Source organism: Sphingomonas adhaesiva (assembly GCF_002374855.1).
Lineage (GTDB): Bacteria > Pseudomonadota > Alphaproteobacteria > Sphingomonadales > Sphingomonadaceae > Sphingomonas > Sphingomonas adhaesiva.
In genome coordinates this window covers 1-23,136 of sequence record NZ_NWVC01000007.1, presented here as the reverse complement: position 1 = coordinate 23,136, position 23,136 = coordinate 1, and the positions used below count along the sequence as shown (strand labels likewise).

Annotated in this window: 29 protein-coding genes and 1 tRNA gene; 12 read left to right on the top strand and 18 right to left on the bottom strand. The window is 69.4% G+C overall.

Going from position 1 to position 23,136, the window contains the following annotated elements:
- Positions 1-42 precede the first annotated feature (42 nt).
- The 3 genes from COA07_RS13450 to COA07_RS18720 all read left to right on the top strand — a co-directional run bounded on the left by COA07_RS13450 (position 43) and on the right by COA07_RS18720 (position 2,001).
- A complete protein-coding gene (locus tag COA07_RS13450) occupies positions 43-333 on the top strand; it encodes a GIY-YIG nuclease family protein (protein WP_255266825.1) in 291 nt (96 codons plus the stop codon).
- Positions 334-375: 42 nt separating this feature from the next.
- Entirely contained in the window at positions 376-1,776 is a 1,401-nt protein-coding gene (gene lpdA / locus COA07_RS13445) for a dihydrolipoyl dehydrogenase (RefSeq protein WP_066712825.1), read from the top strand.
- A 99-nt stretch (positions 1,777-1,875) separates the two neighbouring features.
- Positions 1,876-2,001: a hypothetical protein gene (locus COA07_RS18720; protein WP_281254094.1), complete on the top strand. Its 126-nt coding sequence runs from the start codon at positions 1,876-1,878 to the stop codon at positions 1,999-2,001.
- 41 nt (positions 2,002-2,042) lie between these two features.
- On the opposite strand, the gene COA07_RS18715 is transcribed toward COA07_RS18720, so the two are convergent.
- Complete coding sequence (locus COA07_RS18715; RefSeq protein ID WP_281254093.1) at positions 2,043-2,177, bottom strand: hypothetical protein; 135 nt, start codon at positions 2,175-2,177, stop codon at positions 2,043-2,045.
- Here COA07_RS18715 and COA07_RS13440 point away from each other — a divergent pair.
- Positions 2,128-2,547 carry a GNAT family N-acetyltransferase gene (locus COA07_RS13440; RefSeq protein WP_245842170.1) on the top strand — a complete coding sequence of 140 codons (420 nt, stop codon included), beginning with the start codon at positions 2,128-2,130 and terminating at the stop codon, positions 2,545-2,547. The two genes, COA07_RS18715 and COA07_RS13440, sit on opposite strands and share 50 nt — an antisense overlap.
- 24 nt (positions 2,548-2,571) lie before the next feature.
- Positions 2,572-3,042: an AAA family ATPase gene (locus COA07_RS13435; RefSeq protein ID WP_066712823.1), complete on the top strand. Its 471-nt coding sequence runs from the start codon at positions 2,572-2,574 to the stop codon at positions 3,040-3,042.
- Positions 3,043-3,045: 3 nt separating this feature from the next.
- Here the strand turns inward: COA07_RS13435 and COA07_RS18000 are convergent, their stop codons facing one another.
- From COA07_RS18000 to rpmF, 6 genes are all read right to left on the bottom strand, one after another.
- Positions 3,046-3,261 carry a hypothetical protein gene (locus COA07_RS18000; RefSeq protein ID WP_141396540.1) on the bottom strand — a complete coding sequence of 72 codons (216 nt, stop codon included), beginning with the start codon at positions 3,259-3,261 and terminating at the stop codon, positions 3,046-3,048.
- Positions 3,262-3,325: 64 nt separating this feature from the next.
- Entirely contained in the window at positions 3,326-3,676 is a 351-nt protein-coding gene (locus COA07_RS13430) for a MerR family transcriptional regulator (protein WP_096641211.1), read from the bottom strand.
- Complete coding sequence (locus tag COA07_RS13425) at positions 3,673-3,972, bottom strand: integration host factor subunit alpha (protein ID WP_066490543.1); 300 nt, start codon at positions 3,970-3,972, stop codon at positions 3,673-3,675. Before COA07_RS13425 ends, COA07_RS13430 begins: the two co-directional genes overlap by 4 nt.
- A gap of 87 nt (positions 3,973-4,059) precedes the next feature.
- Positions 4,060-5,040, bottom strand: coding sequence for a beta-ketoacyl-ACP synthase III (locus COA07_RS13420; RefSeq protein WP_066713108.1), 981 nt, complete (start codon positions 5,038-5,040; stop codon positions 4,060-4,062).
- Positions 5,037-6,071 (bottom strand): phosphate acyltransferase PlsX, encoded by a 1,035-nt coding sequence (gene plsX / locus COA07_RS13415; RefSeq protein ID WP_066713104.1) that lies wholly within the window; start codon positions 6,069-6,071, stop codon positions 5,037-5,039. The genes COA07_RS13420 and plsX overlap by 4 nt, the downstream gene beginning before the upstream one ends.
- 41 nt (positions 6,072-6,112) lie before the next feature.
- On the bottom strand, positions 6,113-6,292 hold the full coding sequence (gene rpmF / locus COA07_RS13410) for a 50S ribosomal protein L32 (RefSeq protein ID WP_056633974.1): 180 nt from the start codon (positions 6,290-6,292) through the stop codon (positions 6,113-6,115).
- 212 nt (positions 6,293-6,504) lie between these two features.
- Here rpmF and COA07_RS13405 point away from each other — a divergent pair, with 212 nt between their 5' ends.
- The gene (locus COA07_RS13405; RefSeq protein WP_375182541.1) at positions 6,505-6,951 is read left to right on the top strand and encodes an MAPEG family protein; all 447 of its coding nucleotides are present in this window, start codon (positions 6,505-6,507) and stop codon (positions 6,949-6,951) included.
- Positions 6,952-6,976: 25 nt separating this feature from the next.
- Here COA07_RS13405 and COA07_RS13400 read toward each other — a convergent pair whose 3' ends face one another.
- Together COA07_RS13400 and COA07_RS13395 are read right to left on the bottom strand one after the other, a co-directional pair.
- Positions 6,977-7,639: an MBL fold metallo-hydrolase gene (locus tag COA07_RS13400; protein WP_066713267.1), complete on the bottom strand. Its 663-nt coding sequence runs from the start codon at positions 7,637-7,639 to the stop codon at positions 6,977-6,979.
- Positions 7,636-9,609: a S9 family peptidase gene (locus tag COA07_RS13395; RefSeq protein ID WP_066713270.1), complete on the bottom strand. Its 1,974-nt coding sequence runs from the start codon at positions 9,607-9,609 to the stop codon at positions 7,636-7,638. Before COA07_RS13395 ends, COA07_RS13400 begins: the two co-directional genes overlap by 4 nt.
- Before the next feature lie 100 nt (positions 9,610-9,709).
- On the opposite strand from COA07_RS13395, the gene pabB reads away from it, so the two are divergent.
- The 4 genes from pabB (at position 9,710) to msrA (ending at position 13,773) form a co-directional block, all read left to right on the top strand.
- Complete coding sequence (gene pabB / locus COA07_RS13390) at positions 9,710-11,473, top strand: aminodeoxychorismate synthase component I (RefSeq protein WP_096641252.1); 1,764 nt, start codon at positions 9,710-9,712, stop codon at positions 11,471-11,473.
- Positions 11,474-11,524: 51 nt separating this feature from the next.
- Positions 11,525-12,724, top strand: a complete 1,200-nt coding sequence (locus COA07_RS13385) for a pyridoxal phosphate-dependent aminotransferase (RefSeq protein WP_066710964.1) — start codon at positions 11,525-11,527, stop codon at positions 12,722-12,724.
- 214 nt (positions 12,725-12,938) lie between these two features.
- Positions 12,939-13,082, top strand: a complete 144-nt coding sequence (locus COA07_RS18345; protein WP_157085224.1) for a hypothetical protein — start codon at positions 12,939-12,941, stop codon at positions 13,080-13,082.
- A 46-nt stretch (positions 13,083-13,128) separates the two neighbouring features.
- On the top strand, positions 13,129-13,773 hold the full coding sequence (gene msrA / locus COA07_RS13380; protein ID WP_066710973.1) for a peptide-methionine (S)-S-oxide reductase MsrA: 645 nt from the start codon (positions 13,129-13,131) through the stop codon (positions 13,771-13,773).
- Between the two features lie 42 nt (positions 13,774-13,815).
- Here the strand turns inward: msrA and COA07_RS13375 are convergent, their stop codons facing one another.
- The 8 genes from COA07_RS13375 to COA07_RS13340 all read right to left on the bottom strand — a co-directional run bounded on the left by COA07_RS13375 (position 13,816) and on the right by COA07_RS13340 (position 21,057).
- Positions 13,816-13,992 carry a Trm112 family protein gene (locus COA07_RS13375; protein WP_083956856.1) on the bottom strand — a complete coding sequence of 59 codons (177 nt, stop codon included), beginning with the start codon at positions 13,990-13,992 and terminating at the stop codon, positions 13,816-13,818.
- Entirely contained in the window at positions 13,989-14,612 is a 624-nt protein-coding gene (locus tag COA07_RS13370) for an LON peptidase substrate-binding domain-containing protein (protein WP_066710966.1), read from the bottom strand. Before COA07_RS13370 ends, COA07_RS13375 begins: the two co-directional genes overlap by 4 nt.
- Before the next feature lie 10 nt (positions 14,613-14,622).
- The gene (locus COA07_RS13365; RefSeq protein WP_066710967.1) at positions 14,623-15,519 is read right to left on the bottom strand and encodes a tetratricopeptide repeat protein; all 897 of its coding nucleotides are present in this window, start codon (positions 15,517-15,519) and stop codon (positions 14,623-14,625) included.
- A gap of 134 nt (positions 15,520-15,653) precedes the next feature.
- Positions 15,654-16,502, bottom strand: a complete 849-nt coding sequence (locus tag COA07_RS13360) for a TorF family putative porin (RefSeq protein ID WP_066710969.1) — start codon at positions 16,500-16,502, stop codon at positions 15,654-15,656.
- A 145-nt stretch (positions 16,503-16,647) separates the two neighbouring features.
- Complete coding sequence (locus COA07_RS13355) at positions 16,648-18,225, bottom strand: SulP family inorganic anion transporter (protein ID WP_066710970.1); 1,578 nt, start codon at positions 18,223-18,225, stop codon at positions 16,648-16,650.
- Positions 18,225-18,917 carry a carbonic anhydrase gene (locus COA07_RS13350; RefSeq protein WP_066710975.1) on the bottom strand — a complete coding sequence of 231 codons (693 nt, stop codon included), beginning with the start codon at positions 18,915-18,917 and terminating at the stop codon, positions 18,225-18,227. The genes COA07_RS13355 and COA07_RS13350 overlap by 1 nt, the downstream gene beginning before the upstream one ends.
- Positions 18,918-19,018: 101 nt before the next feature.
- Positions 19,019-20,350, bottom strand: a complete 1,332-nt coding sequence (locus COA07_RS13345; protein ID WP_066710972.1) for an ATP-binding protein — start codon at positions 20,348-20,350, stop codon at positions 19,019-19,021.
- Positions 20,347-21,057 (bottom strand): response regulator, encoded by a 711-nt coding sequence (locus tag COA07_RS13340; protein ID WP_066487501.1) that lies wholly within the window; start codon positions 21,055-21,057, stop codon positions 20,347-20,349. The genes COA07_RS13345 and COA07_RS13340 overlap by 4 nt, the downstream gene beginning before the upstream one ends.
- 160 nt (positions 21,058-21,217) lie before the next feature.
- Here COA07_RS13340 and COA07_RS13335 point away from each other — a divergent pair.
- Positions 21,218-21,292, top strand: a tRNA-Gly gene (locus COA07_RS13335).
- The gene (locus COA07_RS13330) at positions 21,248-22,879 is read left to right on the top strand and encodes a DUF6538 domain-containing protein (protein ID WP_342747670.1); all 1,632 of its coding nucleotides are present in this window, start codon (positions 21,248-21,250) and stop codon (positions 22,877-22,879) included. The genes COA07_RS13335 and COA07_RS13330 overlap by 45 nt, the downstream gene beginning before the upstream one ends.
- On the opposite strand, the gene COA07_RS18780 is transcribed toward COA07_RS13330, so the two are convergent.
- Positions 22,783-23,136 (bottom strand): hypothetical protein (locus tag COA07_RS18780; protein ID WP_342747669.1); only part of this gene is annotated, 354 nt, incomplete at its 5' end. The two genes, COA07_RS13330 and COA07_RS18780, sit on opposite strands and share 97 nt — an antisense overlap.

The following is a 23,136-nucleotide window of genomic DNA, read 5'->3' as shown; positions in this document are numbered from 1 at the left end:
GGCCAAAGCGGTGGCAGTGGCAGTGGCAGTGGCAGTGGCGCGGTGAAGGCCGGATGCGTCTATCTGATGGCGAACCATCGCCGCGGGCAGACGTATCTTGGTGTGACCAGCAACCTGCCGCAGCGCGCATGGCAGCACCGCAACGGCGTGATCGAGGGCCATTCGCGCGACAAGGGTTGCGTCCGGTTGGTCTGGTACGAATATTTCGACGATCTGCAGGAGGCGTGCGCCTGCGAGTATCGGATGAAGAAATGGAAGCGCGCGTGGAAGTTGCGGCTGATCGAGGAGCGAAATCCCGATTGGCGCGATCTCTTCGATGACGTTTGCGCGTGAGGCCAACGCTCCGGCCTGCGCCGGAGCACGAAAGGTGTGAACATGGCTGACGAACAGCAGTACGACTATGACGTCCTCGTGATCGGCGCCGGCCCGGGCGGCTATGTCGCCGCGATCCGTGCCGCGCAGCTGGGGCTGAAGACCGCGTGCGCCGAAAGCCGCGAGACGCTGGGCGGCACCTGCCTGAACGTCGGCTGCATCCCGTCGAAGGCGATGCTCCACGCCTCCGAACTCTACGATCATGCCGCCAACGGGGCGATGGCCAAGCTGGGCATCAGGACGACGGTCGAGCTCGACCTCGACACGATGCACGGGCAGCGCCGCGACGCGGTGAAGCAGCTGACCGGCGGGATCGAATTCCTGTTCAAGAAGAACAAGGTCACCTGGCTGAAGGGCCGCGCGGCGTTCACCGGCGCGCACAGCGTCGACGTCGGCGGGCAGGCCGTCACCGCGAAGAACATCGTCATCGCCACCGGTTCGTCGGTCACCCCGCTGCCGGGCGTGACGATCGACCAGAAGGTGGTGGTCGATTCGACCGGCGCGCTGGAGCTGCCCAAGGTGCCCGAGCATATGGTCGTCATCGGCGGCGGTGTGATCGGGCTGGAGCTGGGCAGCGTGTGGCGCCGGCTGGGCGCGAAGGTGACCTGCGTCGAATTCCTCGACCAGATCCTGCCCGGCTTCGACGGCGATATCCGCAAGGAATCGAACAAGATCTTCAAGAAGCAGGGGATCGAGTTCAGGCTGTCGACCAAGGTCACCGGCGTCGCGGTGAACGGCGACAAGGCGACGCTGACGCTGGAGCCGGCCGCGGGCGGCGAGGCGACGACGATCGAGGCGGATTGCGTGCTGGTGTCGATCGGGCGGCGCCCGAACACCGACGGGCTGGCGCTCGACAAGGCCGGCCTGTCGGCCAACCAGCGCGGCCAGATCGAGATCGACCACGACTTCCGCACCGCGGTGGACGGCATCTGGGCGATCGGCGACGTCGTCCCCGGCCCGATGCTGGCGCACAAGGCCGAGGACGAGGGGATCGCCGTCGCCGAGAACATCGCCGGCCAGCACGGCATCGTGAACCACGATATCATCCCGTCGGTCGTCTACACCTGGCCCGAGGTCGCGGGCGTCGGCCTGACCGAGGAAGCGGCGAAGGAACGCGGCGAGGTGAAGGTCGGGAAGTTCCCGATGGTCGCCAACAGCCGCGCCAAGACCAACCACGAACCGGACGGGCTGGTGAAGGTGATCGCGGATGCGAAGACCGATCGCGTGCTGGGCGTATGGTGCATCGCCAGCGTCGCGGGCACGATGATCGCGCAGGCCGCGCAGGCGATGGAATTCGGCGCCACCAGCGAGGATATCGCCTACACCTGCCACGCGCACCCGACCCATTCGGAAGCCGTCAAGGAAGCCGCGATGGCGGTGCAGGGCAAACCGATCCACATCTGATCCATGCGGCGCCGGGGCGTTCCGCCGCCCCGGCGGCGGTGTGGCGCGTGTCGGGCGGCGGCGGTTGATATCGCCATGGCGCCCGGCCATGACGTCGGCATGAGCCCGATACCGCTTGGCCCGGTCGTTTCCGCCCCCGCCCCGCGGATGCCCGCGCCCGTGCGCCATGCCGGCCGATCGGTCACGCTCGAACCCTTGTCCGCGGGGCACGTCGACGGCCTGTAGTCGGCCGCCGGGCAGGCGGACGCGTCTTGGGCCTATCTGTCCTACGGGCCGTTCGCGACCAGGAACGATCTGGCCGCGCATGCCGGCCGGATCGCCGGCCGCGACGACCAGCCGTTCTTCGCGGCGATCCCGGCATCCAGCGGCAAGGCGGAGGGCTGGGCATCGTTTTGCGACATCGCGCCCGGCGATGCTGCGATCGAGATCGGTAGCGTGTGGCTTTCGCCGCGGCCGCAACGCACCCGTGCCGCGACCGAGGCGATCTTCCTGATGATGAACCACGCCTTCGCGCTCGGTTATCATCGCGTGGCATGGCGCTGCAATGCGCTGAACGCCGCGTCGATGCGCGCGGAGCGGCGATTCGGCTTCACCCATGAAGGGACGTGGCGCGCACACGCCATCGTAAAGGGGCGCCGCCGCGACACCGCCTGGTTCGCGATCCTCGCGCCGGAATGGGCCGCGCGACGCGCGCTGTTCACTGCGTGGCTGGACGACGGGAATTTCGATGCCGACGGCGTGGCGATTCGCCCGCTGTCACCGGCCGCCTGACCGGACCCCGCAGCGACGCACGCCATGCCGGACGCGGTATCGATCAATCCCGACGATTTCCTCGAAACCGCGGATGGCCGCGTCTGGACGCCGGAGCGTAACGCGGCGGCGTGGCAGGCGGCCTATGCGGCGCTGGAGGAGGCGATCGGGCGCACGCCGCCGCCGGTGCGCGTGGTGATCGTCTGCGGCATACAGGGCGCGGGCAAGTCGACGTGGATCGCCGCCCGGCCCCCTTCCCCCTCCACGATCCATGTCGATGCGGCGCTGCCGGGTGCGCGGCACCGCGCGCCGATCATCGCGATCGCGCGGCGGCTGGGATGTGCGGTGGACGCGGTCTGGATCGACACGCCCGTCGACGTCGCGATCGCCCGCAATGCGGCGCGACCCGCCGACAAGGTGGTGCCGGTGGCGGCGATCCGGTCGGTCGCGGCGCAGTTCGAGGCGCCCGCGGTGGCGGAGGGGTTCGATGGTGTCGCGATCCACCCGGGCGAGTAAGGATCAGTCCGGCGGCGCGACCTTCGCCCGGGCCAGCAGCCGGCCGAGCAGCAGCGCGACGGCGGCGAGGGTCGCGATCGCGCGGCGGTCTGCGCCATCCCGTCGGCGCGGCCCTTCAGCATCCAGTACGGGACGAACAGTACGGTACCGATCGCCGACAGCGACCGGGGGATCACCAGCTGCCGCCCGCAGCGGCGGCACGGGAAGGGTTTTCCCCATCCCCATTGCGTGCGCCGGAACGGCACCGCGGCACCGCAGCCGGCGCACATCGGACCGGCGCGGGTCACTCCCGCGCCGCGCGGTCGTCCTGCGCCAGCGCGGTGGCCAGCAGGTCGCGGACGTCGCGCAGCGTCGTGGCGGGGCGGGCGGACCGCCGGCGTTCGGCGTCCAGCAGCTGCTGCACGCCCTTGACGGTATAGCCCTCGCGGTTGAGCAGCCGGTCGATCCGTTCGACCAGCGCGACGTCTTCGGGGCGGTAGTAGCGGCGCTTGCCCGCGCGCGTCACCGGGCGCAGCTGCGGGAAGCGGCCCTCCCAATAGCGCAGGATGTGCGGGGCGATACCGGTCGCGGCCGCGACCTCGCCGATGGTACGGAAAGCGGCGGCGGATTTGGTCTCCGACGCCACGCGCGTCATCCGGCGCCGATGATGCGGTCGCGCATCATCTGGCTGGCGCGGAACGTCAGCACGCGGCGCGGGGCGATCGGCACTTCGACGCCGGTCTTGGGATTGCGGCCGACGCGCTCGCCCTTGTCGCGCAGGACGAAGGTGCCGAAACCGGAGATCTTGACGTTTTCGCCACGCGCCAGCGCGCCGCACATCTTTTCCAGGATCTGTTCGACCATCCGCGCCGAATCCGCGCGCGACAGCCCGACCTGCCGGTGCAGCGCCTCTGCCAGATCCGCGCGGGTGAGCGTTCCTGCGTCCGTCATGTCCCTACCATTCCCCCCAGAAAGGTTAGCCGTGTCCGATCGTTACCGCCCGCAGCCCGGCTTGTCGATGCCGATTGCCAACCTGGATCAGTAGCGCAGGACCGCCGCACCCCAGGTAAATCCGCCGCCCATCGCCTCCAGGACGATGATCTGTCCCGGAATGATGCGCCCGTCGCGCACCGCGGTGTCGAGCGCGAGCGGCACCGACGCGGCCGAGGTGTTGGCGTGGCGGTCGACGGTCATCACCACCTTGTCCGCCGGCAGCGACAGCTTGCGCGCGGTCGCATCGAGGATGCGGGCGTTGGCCTGGTGCGGGACGACCCAGTCGACCGCATCGGTGGCGAGGCCCGCGGCGGTGAGCGCCTCCTCCATCACCGCGGCCAGGTTGACCACGGCGTGGCGGAACACCTCGCGCCCCTTCATCCGCAGCTTGCCGACCGTGCCGGTCGTCGAGGGGCCGCCGTCGACGTAGAGCAGTTCGTTATGCCGCCCGTCGGCGTGCAGCCGCGTCGCCAGGATGCCGCGCGCGGCGCCATCGGCGGGATCGTCGGCGGTGTCGCGCGCCTCCAGCACGATCGCGCCGGCGCCGTCGCCGAACAACACGCAGGTGGTGCGATCCTCCCAGTCGAGGATGCGGCTGAACGTTTCCGCGCCGATCACCAGCGCGCGGCGATGCGCGCCCGCGCGGATCATGCTGTCGGCGACCTGCACCGCATAGAGGAAGCCGGAACAGACCGCCGCGACGTCGAACGCGACGCAATCGTCGATGCCCAGCATCGCCTGCACCTTGGTCGCGGTCGCGGGGAAGGTATTGTCGGGCGTGGCGGTGGCCAGCACGATCAGGTCGATATCCTGCGCGGTCACCCCCGCCGCCGCGATCGCGGACAAAGCGGCGTCGCGCGCCAGCGTCGCGGTCGTCTCGTCGGCGCCGGCGATGTGTCGGAAACGGATGCCGGTGCGCTCGACGATCCATTCGTCGGAGGTGTCGACCTGTGCCGCCAGTTCGGCATTGGACACACGGCGGACCGGCAGCGCCGATCCCGTCCCGATCAGCACCGAACGGATCATGCCGCTGCTTTCGCTTCGAAATTGCCTAGGTCTTCGATGATGCGGCGGGTCAGGTCCGCCTTCACCATCTTCGCGGCATTGCCGATCGCGGTCGCCACGCCGCGCTCGTTCGCGCTGCCGTGGCTCTTCACCACCAGCCCGTTGAGGCCGAGGAAGACCGCGCCATTGTGGTTGTTGGGATCGAGGTGGTCGCGCAGCAGCTCGGTGGCGGGGCGCGAGATCAGGAAGCCGACCTTCGAGCGGACCGAGCTGCGGAACGCGCGCTTGAGCAGGTCGGCGACGAAGCGCGCGGTGCCCTCCGCGGTCTTGAGCGCGATGTTGCCCGAAAAGCCGTCGCAGACGATCACGTCATGTTCGCCGCGCGACAGCCGGTCGCCCTCGACGAAGCCGGCAAAGCGCATCGGCAGATGGGTGGCGGCGCGCAATTGCTGCGCGGCGTCGCGGATCTCGCCGGTGCCCTTCTGATCCTCGCTGCCGATGTTGAGCAGCGCGACGCGCGGCGCCGACAGGTCCAGCGTGGTGCGCGCATAGGCCGCGCCCATCACCGCGAACTGCACCAGATTGCGCGCGTCGCATTCGGTGTTGGCGCCCAGATCGAGCATGACGACGTCATTGTCGCCCAGGGTCGGCAGCAGCGCGGCGAGCGCGGGCCGGTCGATCCCCGGCATGGTGCGCAGCGACAGCTTGGCCATCGACATCAGCGCGCCGGTATTGCCCGCGGATACCGCGGCGGCGGCCCGCCCCTGCTTCACGCAGTCGATCGCGATGCCCATCGACGTCGTCCGCGCGCGGCGGATCGCCTGGCTGGGCTTTTCGTCGCCCGCGATCACGTCGGGGGCGTGGACGATCTCGGAATGCTGCGACAGGTTCGGGTGGTTGGCCAGCCCGGCGCGAATCGCCGGTTCGTCGCCCACCAGCAGGAAGCTGATGTCGTCGATGTCGCGACGCGCACGTGCGACGCCCGCCAGCATCACCGCCAGCCCTTCGTCGCCGCCCATCGCATCGACGGCGATCCGGGATCTGTCGGACATAGCTGAGGCGGGCTCCTGTAAGGTCGCGTCGTGCCCGTGGATCAGGCGTCGACCGCGACGACCTCGCGGCCGTTATAATGGCCGCAGGCGGTGCACAGGTTGTGCGGACGCTTCAGCTCGCCGCAGTTCGGGCATTCCTGGAACGCCTCTACCGACAGCGCGTCATGCGAACGGCGCATGCCACGGCGGGAGGGAGAAGTCTTTCGCTTGGGGACGGCCATCGCGGCACCTTGATCTGTCTAATGTTTCCATACGCGGCCAGTCGGCGCACAACGCCCGCAGCGACCGGCGCGATGGCCAGCCGCGGCAGGCAGCCGGGCATCGGCTCGCATCGCGAAGCCCCGCGCCTATAGCGAAATTCCGCGACGTTGCAAGCCGCGTCGGCCGATGGCACGCTGCCCGCGGCGCGCGTGCGCCTTGGGGAGGGGTGAAGATGCTGGTGCTTCCGGTGACACTGACGATCGCCGCGGCCTGTGCCGCGGTCAACCTGTGGCTGGCGGTGCGAATCGTGCCGGGGCGGATGCGCGGCAAGGTGATGCTGGGCGACGGCGGCGACGAACGGCTGTTCGCGCTGCAGCGCGCGCACGCCAATTTCATCGAATATGCGCCGTTCGCGCTGATCCTGATCGCCGCGATCGAACTGGCGGGCGGATCGCCGTCGGGGCTGTGGGGGCTGGGCGGCGCGTTCGTTGCGGTGCGAATCGCGCACGGGCTGGGGATGACCCGCGCCGCCCCCAACCCGCTGCGCGCGGTCGGCGCGCTGGGCACGTGGGTGCTGCTGGCGGCGCTGGCCGGCTGGGCGCTGGTGATCGCCTATACCGACGGCGCGCGCACGGCGCCGGTCCGGCTGGCCCCCGCCACCGACGCGCCATCGGCCTGACGCGCCGGGGCGCGAGGGCCGGCGTCTAGGCCGACAGCGCGCGGTCGCTGACGAACATGTTGTGCGCGCGTTCGTGCGCGAAGGTGCTGGGGCGGCCGTGGCCGGGGATGAAGGTGGTGTCGTCGCCCAGCGGCCACAGCTTGGTCACGATCGATTCGATCAGTTGCTTGTGATTGCCCTGCGGCAGGTCGGTGCGCCCCACCGACCCCTGGAACAGCACGTCGCCGACCTGCGCGAAGTTCGACGGCGCATGGTGGAAGATGACGTGCCCGGCGGTGTGGCCGGGGGTGTGATAGACGTCCAGCACCAGATCGCCGACCGTCACGGTATCGCCGTCGACCAGCCAGCGATCAGGTTCGAACGGTACGCCGGTGATGCCCCAGTTGCGCCCGTCGTCGGCCAGCCGCGCCAGCCAGAACCGATCGTCCTCGTGCGGCCCCTCGATCGGCACGCCCAGCGCCTCGGCCAGCGGCTTCGCCTCGCCGGCATGGTCGATATGGCCGTGGGTCAGCAGCACCTTTTCCACCGTCACCCCGGCCTGCGCGATCGCGGCCTGGATCTTGGGCAGGTCGCCGCCCGGGTCGATCACCGCCGCCTTCATCGTCGCGGTGCACCAGATCAGCGTGCAATTCTGCTCGATCGGGGTGACCGGCACGATCGCGGCGCGCAGCGGCGCGGGCGCGGTCACTTGGCGCCTCCCGCCGCGGCGACCGGTGGCGGCGCCAGCAGCTTGCCCTGCCAGAAGGTCAGCCCCGCCCAATAGGCGTAATCGCGATTGGCCTTCTTGGCATAGCCATGCCCCTCGTCCGCGGCGACGACGTGCCATGCGCTGCCGCCGTTGGCGCGCACCGCGGCGACCATCTGGTCCGCCTCGCTCTTGGGCACGCGCGGATCGTTGGCGCCGGTGACGACCATCAGCGGCACGCGCAGTTCGGCGACGCGCGTCATCGGGGAGATCGCCAGTAGTTTCGCGCGCTGCTTCGGATCGCGTTCGTCGCCATATTCGACACGGCGCAGGTCGCGGCGATAGGCCTGGGTGTTCTCCAGGAAGGTCACGAAGTTCGATATCGCGACGGTGCACAGCGCGCCCTTCAGCCGCGCGCCGTAGCGGATCGCCGAGGCGTAGCACATGTACCCGCCATAGCTGCCGCCCTCCACGCCGATGCGGTCGGCGTCGATGGCGGGATCCTTCGCCAGCGTATCGAGGAAGGCGCCGATGTCCTGCACCGAATCCTCGCGCTTGAACGGGCCGTTGTCCGCCGCGACGAAGCGTTTGCCGAACCCGGTCGACCCGCGCACGTTGGGATAGAAGCGCGCGACGCCCAGTTCGTTGGTGTAGTAATTGGACGCGCCCTGGAAACCGGGGCGGCTCTGCCCCTCCGGCCCGCCATGGATGCTGACGATCAGCGGGCGCTTGCCCGGGAAGCGCGCGGGATCGGGGCGATAGAGGAAGCCCGACACCGCCGTCCCGTCGAAGCTCTTCACCGTGACCAGTTCGGGCGCGGGGTTGCGCGCCGGGTCCAGTCCGCCGGTCTCGCTTTCCGTCCAGCGCGTCACCGCCAGCGTGGCGGGGTCGATCGCGAAGACGTCACCCGGGGTCCCCGCGCCGCCGACGGTCACCGCGATCGTCCCCCAGGGCGCGATCCGCACCCCCGATGCCACCCCGTCGGGCAGCCCGGTGACCGGGCGTACCGCGCGGGTCGCCAGGTCCATCACCTTCACCCGGCTCGCCCCCGCTTCGTTGACGACGAACACCAGGAACCGGCCGTCCGGCGCGATCTCCATATCCTCCACGTCCCAGCGCGGATCCCCCGCCACGGGGGTGAAGCGCCCGGTGCGCGGGTCCAGGGTGCCCAGCCGCGCGACGTCCGACCCTTGGTCCGAAATGACCCACAAGGTGCCGTCCGGGGCATAATGCGCGCCGCTCCACGCCACCGCCGCCTTCGGATCGGTGATCGCGCGCAGCGCGCCGGTCGCCAGGTCGAGGTCGTAGAGCGTCGACTGCTGCACCGACGTATATTTCCCGACCAGCGCATGGCCGCCGCCGGGCGCGAAATCCACGATGCTCCAGCCGCCGCCGGTCACCTGCGCGACCATCCGGTCGCTCTTCGGATCGCGCGGGTCCATCACGTACAGGTCGCTGTCCGCGCCGTTGCGGCGCGTGGAGGAATAGCCGACCAGCCGCCCGTCATGGCTGAACGCGCCGAACTGGTTGCGGCTCTTCCCATCGGTCAGCAGCGTTAGCTGCCCGTTCGCGAGCGTGTAGAGCTGGTAGAATTCGCCCCCGCCGCTGTCCTTTTCCACCACCAGTACGTCGCCCGACGGCGAATAGCGTGCCGACGACACGCGATCCGCCTCGAACGTGATCTGGCGGCGCATCGCCAGCGGCGCGGCGACGGTGTGGAGCTGCGCGACATTGGCGAAGCGGGTGGCCATCAGCAGCGACCGGTCGCGCGGGTTCCAGTCCACCACGCCCGCCGATCGCGCCTCCAGATACGGGCGCGTGCGGTCCGCCAGCGCGGCGGGGATCGGCGGCACGCCATCGGCGGTGATCGCGGCGGGCACTGCCACCGCCGGGGCCACCGCCGGCTCCGCGACCTGTGCGATGGCCGGCGCGGCGACCAGCGCGGGGATGGCGAGCAACGTGTAACGGGACATCCGGTCTCCTGGTCTCATGCGTTGCCGCGGACGCTAACCCCCTGCCATCGCGGTGGCAACGCCGCTTGCCGTGGCGCGGCCGCACGGGCATCACCATCGGGTGACGTCACCCCTAGCCCCCTTCATCCTCCTCGACGATGCGCGCCCGGGCGGTGTGCCCGCGCGGCTCTACACCCGGCCGGTGCGCGTGCTGGAGGCATGGAGCGCGCAGGAGGTGCGCGACGTCATGGCGGCGGTGCGCGCGGCGAGCGCGGACGGCACGCTCGATGCGGCCGGGTTCCTGTCGTACGAGGCGGGCGCCGCGTTCGAGCCGGCGGCGGGGCCGGTCGCGCCGTCGCCCACCCCGCTGGCGTGGTTCGCGCTGTTCGACGGGTGGCGGACGGTCGAGGACGTCCCCGCCTGGCTGCCCGATCCGGCCGGCGCGATCATCGAGCCGCCCGTGCCGGCGCCGTCCTACGCCGCCTATCGCGCGATGTTCGACCGCGCGCGCGATCTGATCGCGGCGGGCGACCTGTATCAGGTCAATCTGACGTTCCGCGCGCAGGCGCGCGTCGCGGGCGATCCGCTGGCGCTCTATGCCCGGCTGCGCGCCGCCGGGGCGGCGGGCTGGGGCGCGGTGGTGGCGACGGGGCGGGAGACGCTGCTGTCCTTTTCCCCCGAATTGTTCGTCGCGCTCGACCGCGGCCGGCTCAGCTGCCGCCCGATGAAGGGCACCGCGCGCCGCCATGCCGATCCCACCGCGGACGCCCACGCCGCCGCCGCGCTGGCCGCCAGCGCCAAGCAGCGCGCCGAAAACCTGATGATCGTCGACCTGATGCGCAACGACCTGGCGCGCGTCGCGGTGGCGGGCAGCGTCGCGGTGCCCGAACTGTTCACGGTGGAACGCTATCCGACCGTCCATCAGATGACCTCCACCGTCACCGCCGATCTGGCGCCGGATCGCGACGCGCTGGACGTGCTGGGCGCGCTGTTCCCGTGCGGGTCGATCACCGGCGCCCCGAAGGTGCGCGCGATGCAGGCGATCGCCGAGCTGGAGCGGGGCAGTCCGCGCGGTGCCTATACCGGCGCGATCGGCCGGATCGACCGCGGCGGGCACGATGCGATGTTCAACGTCGCGATCCGCACGCTGACGATTCCCGATGGCGCGGATCACGCGACGATCGGGCTGGGCGGCGGGATCGTCGCCGATTCGCGCGCCGAGGCCGAATGGGACGAGGCGCTGGCCAAGGGCGCGTTCCTGGCCGGCGGATGCGCGGCGTTCGACCTGATCGAGACGATGGCGTTCGATCCGATGGAGGGCATCGTCCTGATCGAGCGGCATCTGGAACGGATGCGCGCCAGCGCCGCGGCGCTCGGCTTCACCTTCGATCGCCACGCCGCCCGCAACGAGCTTCAGGCCGCGACCTTCCGGCTGCGCGACGCGATGCGCATCCGGCTGCTGCTGGCACGATCGGGCGCGATCGCGATCGAGGTGGCGCCGATGCCCGCGCCGCCCGCCGCGCCGCTGCGCGTCGCAATGGTGCCGCTGCCGGTCCCGCCGCGCGACCTGCGGCTGCGGCACAAGACCAGCGACCGCGGCTTCTACGACGCCGCGCGCCGCGCGTCGGGCGCGGACGAGGTGGTGTTCGTCGACGATCGCGGGCTGGTGACGGAGGGCAGCTTCACCTCGCTGTTCGCCTTGCGCGACGGTGTGCTGGTGACGCCGCGCGGCCCCGATCTGCTGCCCGGGGTGCTGCGCGCGCAGCTGATCGAGAGCGGCGTTGCGGTGGAGGGCGACGTGACGGTTGCCGATCTGGCGGGCGGGTTCCAGCTGGGCAATGCCCTGCGCGGGTTGATGCCGGCCGTGCTCGCGGTTGCACAATGATCGCATACGTCGCATAGGCGCGCACGCAATTTTCCATCGAAGGCGCCTTTCATGAAGACCTCCGCCGCGCTCGACCGCATCAACCCCTCCCCCACGCTGGCGATCACCAGCCGCGTGCTGGAGCTGAAGCGTGCCGGCGTCGATGTCATCGGGCTGGGCGCGGGCGAGCCGGATTTCGACACGCCCGATTTCGTCAAGGAGGCCGCGATCCAGGCGATCCGCGACGGAAAGACCAAATATACCAACGTCGACGGCACCGCCGAGCTGAAGGACGCGATCGTCGCCAAGTTCCGCCGCGACAATGCGCTCGACTATACGCCCGCGCAGGTGACGGTGAACGTCGGCGGCAAGCACACGCTGTTCAACGCACTGGTCGCGACGCTGGACGCGGGCGACGAGGTGATCGTGCCCGCGCCCTATTGGGTCAGCTACCCGGACGTCGTCCAGTTCGCCGGCGCGGTGCCGGTGATCGTGCCCGCGGGCGCCGAATACAACTACAAGCTGACGCCCGCGATGCTGGAGGCGGCGATCACCCCGCGTACCAAGTGGGTGATCCTGAATTCGCCGTCCAACCCGACCGGCGCGGCCTATTCGGTGGACGAGCTGAAGGCGCTGGGCGCGGTGCTGGAACGCCACCCGCACGTGTGGATCTTCGCCGACGATATGTACGAGCATATCGTCTACGACGATTTCGAATTTGCCACGATCGCGCAGGTGTGCCCGTCGCTGTACGAGCGGACGCTGACGGTCAACGGCTGTTCCAAGGCCTATGCGATGACCGGCTGGCGGATCGGCTTCGCGGCCGGTGCGCCGTGGCTGATCAAGGCGATGGCCAAGCTGCAGTCGCAGTCGACGTCCAACCCCTGCTCGATCGCGCAGGCGGCGGCGGTGGCGGCGCTGACCGGCGACCAGTCGTTCCTGAAGGACCGCGCCGCCGCGTTTCAGACGCGCCGCGACCTGGTGGTGTCGATGCTCAACGCCGCGGACGGGATAACCTGCCCGAAACCCGAGGGCGCCTTCTACGTCTATCCCGACGTCGCGGGCGTGATCGGCAAGACGACGCCGGGCGGCAAGCGCATCGAGAGCGACAGCGATTTCGTGGCCTATCTGCTCGACGACGCGCGCGTCGCCGCGGTGCAGGGCGTCGCGTTCGGCCTGTCGCCGGCGATGCGCATCAGCTACGCCACGTCGGAGGCGCTGCTGACCGAGGCGTGCACCCGCATCCAGACGGCGTGCGCCGCGCTGCGCTGACGATACGCGTTTCGAAACGCTGACTTTCCGCCGCCGGGCTGTCCGCCCGGTGGCGGCTGCGCTACATCAATGCCAGATGAACGGGCGTTCCAGCCCCGGTTCATCCCGTCCCGGCCATAAGCGACCACGGACGATCCGCCGGCCCCGCGCCGAACGGTCGCCGCAGGTTCGATCCCGCCGCGCAGACGGCCGAAAAGACGAAGAAAGACGACATATGACCCGCCTTCTCAAGTCCCGCTTCGCATGGCAGTTCGCCGGCGGCTTCCTGATCGGGACGCTGGGCATGGGCGCGGTGCATGTGGTCGACGCGCACGCCAAGACCGCGCCCGCCCCCGCCGCGATCCACGCGACCCGCTGAACGACTGGCGGGACGCAGCCGCGCTTCCCATATCGGTGCGATGACGATGCTGCGCACCCTATCCCTCGCCGCGACGCTCTCGCTTGCCGCCTGCGGCAGTGCGCAGGCCGAACGCGCCATTCCCCTTCCCGCCGCCGCGCAGGACGTGCCGCCCGGCAACGGGGCGCAGGTGGCGGTGCTGGCCGGCGGCTGCTTCTGGGGGATGGAGGCGGTGTTCGAACAGCTGAAGGGCGTCCGCTCGGTCACCGCGGGCTATGCCGGCGGTACGCGCGCGACCGCCAATTACGCCGCCGTCAGCAGCGAGACGACCCGCCATGCCGAAGCGGTGCGGATCGTCTACGACCCGCGCGTCATCAGCTATGCGACGCTGCTGCGCGTCTATTTCTCGATCGCGCACGATCCGACGCAGCTGAACCGGCAGGGGCCGGACCAGGGCACCAGCTATCGCTCCGCGATCTTCCCGCAATCGCCGCAGCAGCGCGCGGTCGCCGCCGCGTATATCGCGCAGCTGGGGCGCGCGCGCGCCTTCCCCGCGCCGATCGTGACGCGGATCGAGGGCGGGGCGTTCTATCCGGCCGAGGCATACCACCAGGATTTCTTCCGCCGGAACCCGACCCACCCCTATATCGTCCGCTGGGACAAGCCGAAGGTCGCCGCCTTCCGCGCCGCCTATCCGCGACTGGTGGGCTGAGCGCCGGGGCGACGCGAAGCGCCCCCCCTTGCATCGTCCGGCTTATTCGAACGCCCGCGCTTCCTCGACCAGCAGCACCGGAACCCCGTCGCGCACCGGATACGCAACACGCGCCGCGTCCGACACCAGTTCGCCGCGCTCCACGTCGTAGCGCAGCGGGGTGCGCGTGGCGGGGCAGACCAGCCGTTCCAGCAGCCACGGGTCGATCGGCGCGGTCACTGCAACGTCACCCGATCCTCGCCGTCGTGGCGGCCGAAGAACTGCATCAGCTGCACCAGCAACTCCGCCCGCGCGGCGATGCCGGGCGCTTCCAGCAGCGCCTGCTTGGCGGCGACGTCGAACGGCGCGATCTGCGCGATGCCGTTGACCAGGCTAGTGTCGTCGAGCCGCCCCACCGCATCCCAGTCGACGGCATAGCCCTGCGCCTCGGCGAAGCGGCGCGATTCCAGCTCCAGCGACGACCGCGCTCCCAGCGCCAGCGTTTCGTCGGGGGCGACGGGCATCAGGATGCCCTCGACCTGCCGGAACGGCGTCGTGACGTCGATCTCATGCCCGACGCGGAACAGCGACAGCCCTTCGAGGATCAGGTTGTAGCGCCCGTCGTCCATCGCCTCCACCTCGGCGATGCGCCCGACGCAGCCGATGTCAAACAGGGCGGGGCGATCGCGATCGGTGCTGTCGGGGCGCGGCTGGATCATCGCGATCCGCCGGTCGCGCGCCATCGCGTCGGACACCATCGCGCGATAGCGCGGCTCGAAGATGTGCAGCGGCAGGTGCAGCCCGGGGAACAGCAGCGCCCCGGGCAGCGGGAAGATCGACAGGCGCGTCACCTTGCTCATCGCGCGGCGCTCATCCGAACAGGATGGCCGACAGCTTGCGGCGTTGCGCCGACACCCACGGATCCTCCAGCCCGACCACCTCGAACAGCTTGAGCAGCTGCTGGCGGGCCGCGCCCTCGTTCCAGTCGCGCTCGGCCGCGACGATCGACAGGAAGCCTTCCGCCGCGCCGTCGCGGTCGCCCGCGACCATGCGCGCATTGGCCAGGTCGTAGCGCGCCTGAAAATCGTCGGGGTTGGCCGCGACGGCGGCCTCCAGCGGCGCCAGATCGTCCACCGCCGGCGCCGATCGCGCCAGCGACAGCGCCGACCGGGCACGCTCGATATCGGGCAGTTTCGCCACGTCGTCGGGCAGCGCGGCGATCGCCGCCTCGGCCGCATCGACCTCCCCGGCGGCGACCAGTGCGCGAATCCGGCCCGACAGCACGGCGTGGTGATCGGGCGCCATTTCGGCCAGCTGGTCGAAGATCGACAGCGCGCGCGCCGCATCGCCCGCGGCCAGCACCTCCTCGCCCATCGCGATCAACGGCTCCAGCTCGGCGTCCTGCGCCTGCGCCTCGCCCTCGATCGGCAATTGCCGTAGCAGCTGGTCCAGCATCGTGCGCAGCTGCGATTCGGTGCGCGCGCTGGTCAGGTCGGCGACCAGCTGCCCCTGGAACATCGCATAGACGGTGGGGATCGAGCGGATCTGGAATTGCGCGGCGATGAACTGGTTCTTGTCGGTGTCGATCTTGGCCAGCACGACGCCCTTGTCGGCGTATTCGGCGGCGACCTTTTCCAGCACCGGGGTCAGCGCCTTGCACGGCCCGCACCATTCGGCCCAGAAATCGATGACGACCAGCTTGGTCATCGACGGTTCGACGACCTCGGCACGGAAGCTTTGCACCGCTTCCTTCTCTGCCGGCGACATTCCTAGCGTGGCCAATGGGCGCTCCTCAATGGTGATGCGCCCTTATGTGGGAACGGGGCGGGGGATACAAACCCCCGCCCCGCCCGCTTTTCTGCGATCGCCCCGATCAGAAGGGGCCGATCAGAAGGCGCCGATCAGAAGGCGGCGGTCAGCGACACGACGACCTTGCCGTTGGCGATCGACCCGACGCCGTCCTGCCCCTTGCTGAAGCTGGGCTGGAGATAGGCGGCTTCCCGGTCGGAGATGTTGGTGTCGACATAGGCGACGCCCAGCGTCAGCGGCGTGGTGGGGATGGCGTAATCGACGCCCAGCAGCCAGTCGGCATATTCGCCGGTCGGCGCCACGCTGGTCGCGAACGGGCCGAGGCCCTTGTTGCCGCTCGAATAGCCGACGTGCGCCTTGGCGGTCAGCCCGGTGTCGGGGATGGCCGCCGCGGCATCGCCCCACACGTACAGGTTGTCGCCAGTCGCGCCGGGCTTGTCATAGACGCCGGCGGCCGCCGACGTGCCGTTGGTGTACCACGCGCCCAGCGCCTCCTGCTTGGGGGCATAGGCGACGCCTGCGGTCAGGTTCACCGGTCCGGCGGTGCCCGACAGCTTGACGTAGGGTTCGATGAAGTCGGTGTTGTCGAACCCGCCCGGGTACATGTACCAGGTCGCGCCGACGTCCAGCGTGCCGCCGCCGACCGGCAGCTTGAACCCGGCGATCAGGTCCAGTTCCATGTTGGCGCCGCCGAACGTGCCCCAGCCGGCCAGGTTCGACCCCCAGGTACCGATGTACACGCCGCTTTCGTGCGCGATCGTGAAGCCGCCCTGCACCGCCAGGTTTTCGTCGGACTGCGATACGCCGCGGAAGCGATAGTCGCTAACCAGACCGACCGAGCCGGACACGGTCACCGGCTTGGGCGGTGCGGTATCCTGCGCCGCGGCGGGCACGGCGGACAGGCCCAGCAGGGCCGCGGGGATAAGGAATGCGTATTTCATGTGGAACCTCCCTTTCGACAGAGGCTCCTCCTGCACGTGTCCTGCGTCCGCTCTCCCCCGTCACGAAGACGGGAGGGCAGCCGCTAAGCCACCCTCCCGACGTAAAGCAGTAATACTTTCGGAAATGTTTCCATTCCGTGTCAAACTATTTCTGATCGCGGGTTCCCTCGGCGAGTGTGGCGATCCTGCCACGCGCCCCGGTGATCTCCACCCGCGTTCCCGACGCGCGGCGGCGCTGGAACCAGTCGCGCAGCATCTCCGCGCTGGTGTGATCGACCGCATCGAGCCGCGAGGCGTCGATGCGCACCGGCGTACCGTGCGGCACGCGGTCCAGCGTGTCGCTCAGCTTGGGCAGCGTCACGAACGTGGCGGTGCCGTCCAGCGTGATCGAATGGGCATCGCCCTCGCTCGCCTCGAACACCCTGAGCCGCAGGCGGCGCAGGTGCGGCACCAGTTCCAGCATGGTCAGGCCGATGCCGACCAGCACGCCGGTCAGCAGGTCGGTCGCCACCACCATCGCCAGCGTCGCGCCCCAGATGACCACCGGCAGCACGCCATAGTCGCGGAACAGGTGCGTGGCATGCTTCAGGCTGACCAGCCGCCAGCCCGTCACCACCAGGATCGCGCCCAGCGCCGCCATCGGGATCTGCGTCAGCACGAACGGCAGCGCTGCGACGAACGCCAGGATCCACACGCCGTGCAGGATCGCCGACAGCCGCGTGATCGCGCCCGCCTGCACGTTGGCGGAACTGCGCACGATCACCCCGGTCATCGGCAGCGACCCGGCGAACCCGCACAACAGGTTGCCGATGCCCTGCGCGCGCAATTCCTTGTTATAGTCGGTGCGCACGCCGTCATGCATCTTGTCGACCGCCGCGGCGGACAGCAACGTCTCGGCCGAGGCGATGAACGCGATCGCCACCGCCGACGCCAGGATCGCCGGGTCGAGCCAGCGCGCGAACGATTCGGCGGTCGGCGGGGTGATCGCGCCGACGATCGAATCGGGCACGGTGACGCGCGCGATATCGACGCCCAGCACCAGCGACAGCAGCGTGCCCGCGACGACGCCGACCAGCGCGCCCGGCATCAGCCGCAGCGCGGCGGGGCGGAACTTCTCCCACCCCAGCATCGCCGCGATCGTGACCAGCGCGATCGCGAAGGCGAATTCGGTCGCCTGCCAGTTGGTCGCCGACAGGCCCAGCATCCGGCCGGGCATCGCCGCCAGGTTCTGCAACCCGCTGGGCAGCGGGCGGTGATCGAACAGGACGTGGAACTGCCCGACGACGATCAGCACGCCGATCCCCGCGAGCATCCCGTGGACGACCGCGGGCGAGATCGCCTTGAACCAGCCGCCCAGCCGGAACACGCCGGCCGCGACCTGCACCAGCCCCGCCAGCACCAGGATCGGGCCGAGCGCGCTCAGCCCCTGGTCGCGCACCAGTTCGTAGACGATCACCGCCAGCCCGGCGGCCGGGCCGCTGACCTGCAGTGGCGATCCGGCCAGCGCGCCGACGACGATCCCGCCGATGATACCGGTGATCAGCCCCTTTTCGGCGGGCACGCCGGAGGCGATGGCGATCCCCATGCACAACGGCATGGCGACCAGGAAGACGACGATCGAGGCGGTGAGGTCACGGCCGAGGAATTTGACGCTGGGAACGGAGACGCCGGGACGGCCGGGATCGGCGGCGGCGGGAGCGGCCTGGGGTGCGATGCTGGCCATCACTCCGCCGCCTCGGCGATGAAGTCGGCGGCCAGCCGCTGCGACGCGGCCAGATAGACCGGCAGCGGCCGGTCGGCGCGCGCCGGGGCGAAACGCCCGGTGGTGCCGTCCACCGCCAGGATATTGCCTTCGTGGATGTCGACGAACCAGCCGTGCAGCGACAGGTCGCCGCGCGCGATCTTCGCCGCCACCGCCGGGTGGGTGCGCAGATGCGCCAGCTGCACCACGACATTCTCCAGGCTGGCGGCACGCACCGCCGCCTGATCGTCGAGATCGGGGTAGGAGGTCTTCACCACCTCGCACGCCGCATGGCTGTGGCGCAGCCAGCTGGCGACATTGGGCATGCTGGCGACCATCTCAGGGTTCATCAGCGCCTTCATCGCGCCGCAGTCCGAATGGCCGCACACCACGATGTCGGTGACGCCCAGCGCCGCGACCGCATATTCGACCGTCGAGATCACGCCGCCGTTCATCGTCCCGTACGACGGCACGATGTTCCCGGCGTTGCGGCACACGAACAGGTCGCCCGGCTCGGCCTGCATGATATGTTCGGGCACGACGCGCGAATCGGAGCAGCTGACGATCAGCACCTTGGGGCTTTGCCCATGGGTGGCGAGACGCGAATAGAGATCGCGCGCGTTGGGGTAGACCTGCTTCTCGAAACTGAAGACCCGGCCGAGGACGTCGTTCACGGCGATCACTCCTGTGATGAACCGTCCAGTCGTTAACGGCCGCCATTTGCTGACGTCCGGCGGGTTTGTGTTGTTTCGTTTCCCGCCCGGCACGATCGGGGTCACAGATGCTGGACGCGCCCGGTATGCGGCAGGGTGATTTCCGCGCGCAGCCCGCCCTGCGCGCGGTTCGCCAGCGACAGCGTGCCCCCCTCCAGCGCGACCGCCAGCTGGACGATCGGCAGGCCCAGCCCGAACCCCGGCGTGTCGCGCCCGCGCGCCGGGTCCAGCCGCACAAACGGTTCCAGCACATGTTCCAATTCGTCGTCGGGGATGCCGGGGCCGTCGTCCTCGACGCGGATCGTCACCGTCTCACCGCCGGGTAGCAGCGCGATGGTCGCGCGATCGCCGTAGTGCAGCGCATTGTCGACCAGGTTGACCAGAGCGCGCTTGAACCCCAGCCGCCGCACGCGCCATTCGAAATGGTCCGGCCCGCGATAGTCCGCGTCGCGCCCGCGATCCTGCGCATCGTCGGCGATCGTCGCGCACAGCACCGCCAGGTCGACCGCGGCGGGCGCCTCGGGATCGGCATCGCCGCCCAGGAAGGCGAGGAGCGAGGTTATCATCCCCTCCATCTCCTCCACGTCGCGCGCGATCGCCGCGCGCAGCTCGTCCTGGTCCAGCGCCTCGATCCGCAGGTGCAGCCGCGCCAGGGGCGTGCGCAGGTCGTGGCCGACCGCCGCCAGCGCCTGCGTCCGCCCCGCGATCAGCGCCTGGATGCGATCCTGCATCCGGTTGAACGCGACGATCACGCGGCGCACCTCGCCCGGCCCGTCCTCCGCCACCGGCACGACATCGCCATGCCCGACCTCGTCCGCCGCCGCCGCCAGCCGCCTGAGCGGCAACAGCACGCGCCGCAGCAGCAATCCCCCCAGCAGCATCAGCGCGATCGCCGGCACCATCGCCAGCGCGATCCGCTCGAACGCCAGGTTGATCTGCGCCACCGGCTCCAGCGTGCGGAAATGCAGCCAGCTGCCGTCCGCCAGCCGCAACCCGCCGGTGACGACGGAACTGCGCCCGGGCGATTGCAACTGCACCCGCAGGTCCGACCCGCGCAACGACGGTTCCCATTCGACGATCTGGCGGCGCGTTTCGTCCAGCGTCGGCGCGAACCGCCCGGGCGGCGGCAACGATCCGGTCCATTGCAGCGCGTAGCGGTCGGTGGTCAGCTCCTGCGCCATGCCGGGCCGCTGTTCGGGCCGGCGCTCGTCCAGCAGGCGGCGGCTGATGACCAGATGTTCGGCCAGCCGGTGCGCCTCGTCGTCGCGCACCGCGAACCGGCTGGCGCGCTCGTACAGCAGGGTACTGGCGCCGAATTCGATGATGAGCGTGAGCAGCAGGATGGCGACGACCTGCCCCAGCAGCCCGATCGCGGGCCGGCGCAGGAAGGTCAACGGCGCTCCACCGGCGCGTTGAGCATATAGCCGACGCCGCGCACGGTGACGATCGGCGCGGGCGCGCCGGCGCTGCCCAGCTTGCGGCGCAAGCGGCTGACCAGCACGTCGATCGACCGGTCCGAACTGTCGCCCAGCCGTGTGCGCGACAGCTCGATCAGCCGCTCGCGCGCGATCACGCGCTGCGCATGATCGGCCAGCACCACCAGCAGGTCGAACTCCGCGCCCGTCAGGTCGACGATCGCGCCGGTCGGGCTGGTCAATTCGCGGCGCGGCAGGTTCACCGTCCAGCCGTCGAACGTCAGCATCCCCTGGTCGCTGGCGCCCGCGCGCCGGTCCAGCGCCGGGCGGCGCAGCACCGCGCGCACCCGCGCCACCAACTCGCGCGTTCCGAACGGCTTGGCGATGTAATCGTCCGCGCCCAGTTCCAGCCCGACGACGCGGTCCGTCTCACTCGCGCGCGCCGACATGAAGATGATCGGCACGTCGCTTTTCTGGCGGAGCGACCGGCACAGGTCGATCCCGCTGGTGCCCGGCAGCATGATGTCGAGCAGCACGAGGTCGACCGGCCCCGAATCGAGCGCCAGCCACATTTCCGGCGCGGCGGAGGCCGGGCGCACCGAAAAACCGTTTTCCTGCAACGCCCGCGCCGTCAGCATCCGCAGCGACGGATCGTCCTCGACGAGCAAAATCGTGGGGGCGGTCATGGCGGTGGGGTAGAGTCGCGGGCCGGCGCGGTCAACGTCGCACCCGTGGCGGGAAAAAAAGTGTAACGCAGGCAACAGGGGGGTTGCGGCCCATGGGGGTGGGTGCTAGTGGCGCCGCCTCACCCGGCCGAAGCGTCCGCTTTCGGCCCACGGCGCCAGAGCGGGCGTAGCTCAGGGGTAGAGCACAACCTTGCCAAGGTTGGGGTCGAGGGTTCGAATCCCTTCGCCCGCTCCAGCGACTTCCAAATCATTGGAAGTCCTCGCAAAACCGTCGAAACGACGGTCCAGCACCACGATCGTCTCCACTGAGCGTCTACACAATGACGCCGGTCGCAGTGCCTCAAGCCCTCGTAAATGCTCGGGAAATCGTCGTCAGGTCGTCTACACAAGGCGTCTCCACAATCGACCGATTGGGCTCTGCTCGAAGCGTGGCATCTTCCATTACCGACGACGGGTGCCGACCGACCTCGTGACGGTAATGGCGCAATCTGAAATCTGGCGGTCTCTGGACACTGACAGTTATGGGATGGCGCTCCGGCGCATCCATCGGGTCGCCGCTGATGTCGAAGCAGAGTTCGAGAAGGTGCGTTGCTCGACCGGGAGCGTCATCGATCCCGTGCTGCTCGCCACGCCGGTTAGCGATCCATCGCGCTCGACCCCGCTGGTTCCGGCTGATCCGCAGCCGCCAGCGCCACCCTCGCCATCAAACACTCGCACCATTGGCGATGTCTACGATCGCTTCATCGCCGACCCGAAACATCAATGGAGCAAGCGCACGCAGATCGCCCATGCCACGACTCGGAAATGGGTCATTGAGGTATTTGGCGAGGGCACTCCGCTCGCCGAGATCACCCGCGAAGGCTGTCGCGATTTCGTTGCCCTCCTACGCGAGATGCCGAAGAGCGCGCATCAGCGCTTCCCAGACCTGACGATCACTGAGGTGATCGCTGCCGCCAAGGAGAAGGGTGAGCGCCGCGTAATCAGCACCGCGAATCTGAACGCCTACATCAATCGGTTCGGCGGTGTGATGAACTGGGCGATGAACGAGGGCTACCTCGATCGCAATCCGCTCAAAGGGCTGAAGCTCCGCGACCCTGTGAAGAAGCGCGACAAGCGCAACCCGTTCTCGATCGAACAGCTTCGCCGCATCTTCGACGCGCCGATTTACACCGGGTGTCGAGACGACGCGAACGGCTACGCCGTCCCCGGCGATCAGCGCCCTCGACGCGCTCGATTTTGGGTGCCGTTGATCGCGCTGTTCAGCGGCCTGCGCCTCAATGAGATTTGTCAGCTTGAGGTTTCCGACATTCGAGCGATCGACGGCATCCCGTGCTTCCGCGTGGCTTCCGGGCTCAGCCAGACTGGCGACGAGAAGCGCGTGAAGACGAACGCCAGCGAGCGTAGCGTGCCGGTTCACGACGAACTGATCCGGTGCGGATTTTTGGTGTTCGCTGAATCTCAGCGGCTATGCGGTGAAACGAACCTGTTCCCTGAGCTTCCATTCGGGCATCTGGGCTACCGCTCTACGGCCATATCGCGGTGGTTTTCGCGCTTTCTCGAAAACGCCGGTGCAGCCGCTCCCCTCACCTGCTTCCACTCATTTCGCCACAACTTCCGCGATGGGTTGCGTGAGGCGAAGATTGATCGTGATATCGCGCTGCTGCTCGGCGGGTGGACGACTGATGGCAAGGGCACCGCAGTCGCCGACAACTATGGGAGTGGGTATCAACCGAAGGCGTTGGCTGAGGCGCTGAACGCTGTCCGGTTCCCGGCGCTCAACCTCGACCACCTTGCGGTGATCGGGTCGCGCCGTGAGACCTGACGACGATTTCCCGAGCATTTACGAGGGCTTGAGGCACTGCGACCGGCGTCATTGTGTAGACGCTCAGTGGAGACGATCGTGGTGCTGGACCGTCGTTTCGACGGTTTTGCGAGGACTTCCAATGATTTGGAAGTCGCTGGAGCGGGCGAAGGGAAATCAGCCGTGGCACCATTCTCAGCCGCTTCGCTGACCGCCTGAGCACGGTCTCGCAAGCGTTCGGTGATGGTCTGGATGGTGGCGGGTGCCTCGTCATTGAG